This window comes from Mesorhizobium sp. M2A.F.Ca.ET.037.01.1.1 (assembly GCF_003998075.1).
Lineage (GTDB): Bacteria > Pseudomonadota > Alphaproteobacteria > Rhizobiales > Rhizobiaceae > Mesorhizobium.
In genome coordinates this window covers 1-4,590 of record NZ_RZSA01000536.1, presented here as the reverse complement: position 1 = coordinate 4,590, position 4,590 = coordinate 1, and the positions used below count along the sequence as shown (strand labels likewise).

Annotated in this window: 6 protein-coding genes; 4 read left to right on the top strand and 2 right to left on the bottom strand. The window is 64.6% G+C overall.

Annotated features, from left to right (window positions below; all coding sequences use genetic code 11):
- The first annotated feature begins 430 nt into the window (after window positions 1-430).
- From EOA27_RS23460 to EOA27_RS23450, 3 genes are all read left to right on the top strand, one after another.
- Window positions 431-769: a hypothetical protein gene (locus EOA27_RS23460; RefSeq protein WP_042637321.1), complete on the top strand. Its 339-nt coding sequence runs from the start codon at window positions 431-433 to the stop codon at window positions 767-769.
- A 14-nt stretch (window positions 770-783) separates the two neighbouring features.
- Window positions 784-1,494 carry a phosphatase PAP2 family protein gene (locus EOA27_RS23455; protein WP_126080262.1) on the top strand — a complete coding sequence of 237 codons (711 nt, stop codon included), beginning with the start codon at window positions 784-786 and terminating at the stop codon, window positions 1,492-1,494.
- Between the two features lie 78 nt (window positions 1,495-1,572).
- Entirely contained in the window at window positions 1,573-1,842 is a 270-nt protein-coding gene (locus EOA27_RS23450; RefSeq protein WP_126080263.1) for a helix-turn-helix transcriptional regulator, read from the top strand.
- Between the two features lie 22 nt (window positions 1,843-1,864).
- Here the strand turns inward: EOA27_RS23450 and EOA27_RS23445 are convergent, their stop codons facing one another.
- Together EOA27_RS23445 and EOA27_RS23440 are read right to left on the bottom strand one after the other, a co-directional pair.
- Complete coding sequence (locus EOA27_RS23445) at window positions 1,865-2,791, bottom strand: DMT family transporter (protein ID WP_126080264.1); 927 nt, start codon at window positions 2,789-2,791, stop codon at window positions 1,865-1,867.
- A 118-nt stretch (window positions 2,792-2,909) separates the two neighbouring features.
- Window positions 2,910-3,773, bottom strand: a complete 864-nt coding sequence (locus EOA27_RS23440; RefSeq protein ID WP_127257349.1) for an SMP-30/gluconolactonase/LRE family protein — start codon at window positions 3,771-3,773, stop codon at window positions 2,910-2,912.
- A 112-nt stretch (window positions 3,774-3,885) separates the two neighbouring features.
- On the opposite strand from EOA27_RS23440, the gene EOA27_RS23435 reads away from it, so the two are divergent.
- Window positions 3,886-4,557 (top strand): helix-turn-helix transcriptional regulator, encoded by a 672-nt coding sequence (locus tag EOA27_RS23435; protein ID WP_245491147.1) that lies wholly within the window; start codon window positions 3,886-3,888, stop codon window positions 4,555-4,557.
- Window positions 4,558-4,590: the final 33 nt, after the last annotated feature.

Here is a 4,590-nt window from a genome sequence, read left to right as displayed (position 1 = left end):
ACAAAACGAAGCCACTCATCCATGATGCCAGTCTCTCGCCAAACCATCGCCGGTCCTCCCGGCTGGCAAGAAAACTGTCACCCATCTAATCGGTCCATTCTGTTACCTATCTATCCGGTTCGGACATCAGCCCCTTTCTCCCCGTCACTATACGGGGAGAAATGCCCGGCTGGGCAATGAGGGGCGGCGCCGAGCTGGCAAACAGTGGCGCTATAATGATGTCTTCAAAGACAGCCCCTGCGTGTAATGCTGATGGCCAACGCTGGCGCCGCCCCTCATCCGCCTGCCGGCACCTTCTCCCCGTATAGTGACGGGGAGAAGGGGGCTTGCCGCGACCTTCGCCCCCACACCGCCAGCTTGACGGCTTCGCCCGGTTCGGAAACAAGGGCTGCGGCCGGCGTGGCGACGGCGCTTCAAAAGGGGACGGCAGGTGAGTTTCTGGGGACTGGCGCAGCTCGGTATTTCGACCGTGATGTTCCTGCTGGCGGCGATGGCGGCCAAGCAATGGGGGTTGGCGCCGAGCTTGGCCAAGCTCCTTGTGACGCTGGCGCTCTATACCGCCGGCAACCTGATCATGCTGAGGCTGGTGCGCGAGTTCGGCATGTCGGTGGCGTTCAGCCTGTCGGCGGTGATCCAGCTTGTCGCGGTCAATGTCGTGGCGATCGCCTTTTTCGGCGAACGGCTCAATGCTTTCCAGGCGACCGGCATGGTGCTGGCGATCGCCGCCGTCGCCCTGATCACGCTTGGGCCCTATATGCAGAAGCTCTAACCCTCGAGCCTCTCATGAAGCCATCCGTCGGCGCGCTGCTTGCCAAGATCGAATTCCCCCTGCTTCTGGCCGGACTGATCATCGCCGGCGGGCTATGGGGTTTCGAAGAACTGATGGAGGTGGCGCGGGCGACGACGCCGCACGCCTTCGACACCGAAATCCTGCTTGCCTTCCGCCATGCCGGGCAGCCGGACAGCCCGATCGGTCCGCTTTGGCTGCAGGGCGCGATGCGCGACATCACCGCGCTCGGCAGCACCGTCGTGCTGGTGCTGATCACGACCGCGACGATCGTCTATCTCATCTTGATCCGCAGGCCTTCGACCGCGCTGTTCGTGTTCGCGGCGGTGGCGGGCGGGCAAGTGCTTTCCACCTTGCTCAAGCACGAAGTCGACCGGCCCCGGCCCGATCTCGTCTCGCACCTGGCCACCGAAACGTCACTGTCCTTTCCAAGCGGACACGCCATGCTGTCGGCGGTGACCTATCTGACGCTCGGCTCTTTGGCGGCGCGCTTCCTTCCGGATCGCCGGACGAAGATCTTCGTGCTTTGCCTTGCCGTGCTGATCACCGTGCTGGTCGGCACCAGCCGCGTCTATCTCGGCGTGCACTGGCCGTCAGACGTGCTTGCCGGCTGGTGCGCTGGCTTCGCCTGGGCCATGCTGTGCTGGCTCGCGGCACGGCTGCTGCAGCGGCGCAAAGTTGTGGCCGACAGCGATATCGATGGCTGAAGCATTCAAAATGATGCTTGAGACATTGTAATATCTAAAATATACATCTTTCATATTTTCAGAAACAGGTTCCGGCCGATGATCACTGCCGCACAGATGCGCGCCGCGCGGGCGTTGACCGGCATCGACCAGAAGACGCTTGCCGAGCGCGCCGGGGTCTCCCTGCCCACGATCCAGCGCATGGAAGCGAGCGACGGTGTCGTCAGGGGCGTGGTCGACACGCTGATGAAGGTCATCCAGGCGCTCGATGATGTCGGCGTGGAGCTGATCGGCGAGAACCAGGCCAGCGAGCGCGGCGGCAGGGGCGTGCGCCTCAAGGCCGCCGCGGCGCAGAACCCGCAAGGTTAAGCCGCCGGCCTGGAAGATCGCCTCACATCGCCGCTTCGATCGGCTCGGCAAGCTTCGGATTGGCGCGCGCGGCGATCAGGCAGCCGGCGACGATGAGGCATGCGCCGGCCAACGTGGTCCAGGCCAGCTTCTCGCCGAAGAAGAACCAGCCAAGCGCGATCGCCCAGATGAAGGCCGAGTATTCGGTCGGGATCAGATATTGCGCTTCGGCACGGGCGTAGGACCAGCTCATCAGGAATTGCCCGGCGAGCGACAGCAGCGCCACCCCGACCAAGGGCAGCCAGAGATCTCCCGGCAGCGCAACCGCGAGCCAAGGTGCTGCGCAACCAAGGATGATCCCAACGAAGAGGTTTTGGAACAGCATGATCTCGACCGGCTTGGCCAGTAGAGCCTGCTGCCGGGCGAGGACCAGATTGTAGCCGTAGAACACCGTCGATACGAGCACCGCCGCCGTGCCGAGCACGGCATCCTGCGAGTAGCTTTCCCGCCCGAACTGTCCGGACAGGATGATGGCGACGCCGGCGATGCCGGCAAGCGACGCCCAGATCGCCTGCCGCCTTATGCGCTCGCCCAGCAGCAGCGCCGCGAGGAAGAGCGCAAACAGCGGCGCGACGAAGCTGAGCCCGATCGCCTCGGCGAGCGGCAGCCTGGCGAGTCCCCAGAAGAACGAGACCAGGACGACGCCGACAATCGCGGCGCGCAACGCATGCAGGCCCAGCACCGGAAGGCGCGGCTTCGAGCGTGGCCCCGCCGACCAGGCGGCGCCGGCGACCAGGGTCGAGACCATGCTGCGCCACAGCAGCGTGTTGTAGACGCCGACCGCTATTGTCAGCGACTTCATGGCCGCATCCATGCCGGACAGCAGGAAAATCGCCAGCGCGCACGTGAGCACGGGGATGGTCGTAGAAACGGCGCCGGTCAGGCTGGATGTCTTCACGGCTTGGCTCATGGCAGCCGGATATCCCGGAGCCGACAGCGCTACCAGATGGCAGCGCCGCCTATATGGCCGGTCCAATCCCGATCGGCGAAATTCGAAGGCTGGCGGGACACGATCACTTCCGCCTGGCTCAATCCAGTGACAGCGCCGCGACCTCGCCCTCGCCCATCAGCGGCACATAGATGGTCGCCTTGCCGTCCGTGCCGATATCGGCGCTGCCCGGCTTGAACTGCATTACCGCTTCCCGCTTGCCGCCTGGCTTGTAGCTGTAAAGCGTGCCGGTCATGTAGGCGGTGGCGTAGATGGTGCCGCCAATGGCGATGACACCGTCGAGGTCGGCGAAGTTTTGCGCGCCGGGGAGCGGCGTTATCGTCTTCGTGGCGAGGTCGACCGACAGCAGTCCGCCGGGCTCGGCGGTGCTGAAATCGGCCTTGTTGATGCCCTTCCCCCAGGACGCGACGATCAGCCGGTCGCCATCGGCGAACACGCCATTGGGCGAGGCCAGCAGCGCATCCTTGACGAACAGCTCCGGCTTGTCGCCGTCGATGCGGTAGATCGTGTCGGCCAGCATGTCGCTGACATAGACCTTGCCCGCGCTGTCCTCAGTCATATCGTTGAGGAAGACAGAGCCCGGCACGTCGATGGTCTCGACCAGCCTGCCGCTGGCGAGATCGACGACGAGCACCTTTGTGAGGTCGGCGGCGTAGAGCCTGCCTCCGGAAATCGCCATGCCCTTGGGCGCATCCATGCCGTCGACCCAGTGGCGGGCGATGACCTTTCCGTCCATCGACAGAAGCGACAAATAGCCGTTGCCGTCCGCCGCGCCGGGAGCGCCGGCGATGTTGGAGACGACGATGCGGTTGTGGGCGGCGTCGGCAAGCACGGATTCCGGCTGCTCGAAGCCGGCGGCGCGCCAGAGCTCGCCGGCCTGCGCAGCCGGAGCCGCCGCGATGCCGGCGACGGCGATGACGGTCGAAGCGATGAGGGTGTTCATGGTGCTCTCCTGTGGTGACGAAGGAGAGCTAAATTTTTCGATACTTTTCGGAAAGACGGTTCGACGCTAGTATCGCTTATCGATACGAAATCGCGCGAATGAGGTGCATTCCATGAACGCTCCGATCTTCGAGGCGCTGAAGCGGACGCTGAAGGCCAAGGGCCTGACCTACCGGACGCTCGCCGAGCGCATGGGCGTTTCCGAGCCGACGGTGAAGCGGATCTTCCATGAGCGGAACTGCAAGCTCGACCGGCTGATGGAGATCTGCGCCGCGGCGGACGTCGAGCTGGAGAACGTGCTCGGCGCGATGAATCGCGGACCGGGTCCGGCCAACCGCGTTTCGCCGGAGATCGAGCGCAGGCTGGCGGCGCGGCCGGCGCTGCTCTTCGTCTTCATCATGCTGTCGGAGAAATTCACGGCCGAAGGCATCATGCGCTCGCAGGGCTTGAGCGAGGCCTCGATGTTCCTCTATCTGCGCGACCTCGAGGAGCTCGGGCTGGTGGCGCTGGGGCGCGGCCTGTCGGCAAGGCTGCTCGTCGACACGCCCATCCAGTGGGATTTCGAAGGGCCGCTGAAGCCGCACTTCGAAATGACCAACAAGAATTTCGTCGGCTGGGCGCTCGGCCATATGGAGCACGGCGCGACCTTCATCAGCTTTTCCCGGCGGATGCGGCCGCAAACGGCCGAGATGTTGCGCCGCGAGGCCGACGAGCTCGCCGAACGCGCCCGGCTGCTTGCCCATCACGACCAGCACACCACGCCGAAGGCGAAGGTCCATTTGTAGCCGGTGAGCTGGTCCTCCGGCGTGGTGTGCTGG

Bases quoted from the DNA above. Each gene is read 5' to 3' on its own strand.
- EOA27_RS23435 (WP_245491147.1), top strand. From the start codon at position 3,886: ATGAACGCTCCGATCTTCGAGGCGCTGAAGCGGACGCTGAAGGCCAAG.
- EOA27_RS23450 (WP_126080263.1), top strand. From the start codon at position 1,573: ATGATCACTGCCGCACAGATGCGCGCCGCGCGGGCGTTGACCGGCATC.
- EOA27_RS23445 (WP_126080264.1), bottom strand. From the start codon at position 2,791: ATGAGCCAAGCCGTGAAGACATCCAGCCTGACCGGCGCCGTTTCTACG.
- EOA27_RS23455 (WP_126080262.1), top strand. From the start codon at position 784: ATGAAGCCATCCGTCGGCGCGCTGCTTGCCAAGATCGAATTCCCCCTG.
- EOA27_RS23440 (WP_127257349.1), bottom strand. From the start codon at position 3,773: ATGAACACCCTCATCGCTTCGACCGTCATCGCCGTCGCCGGCATCGCG.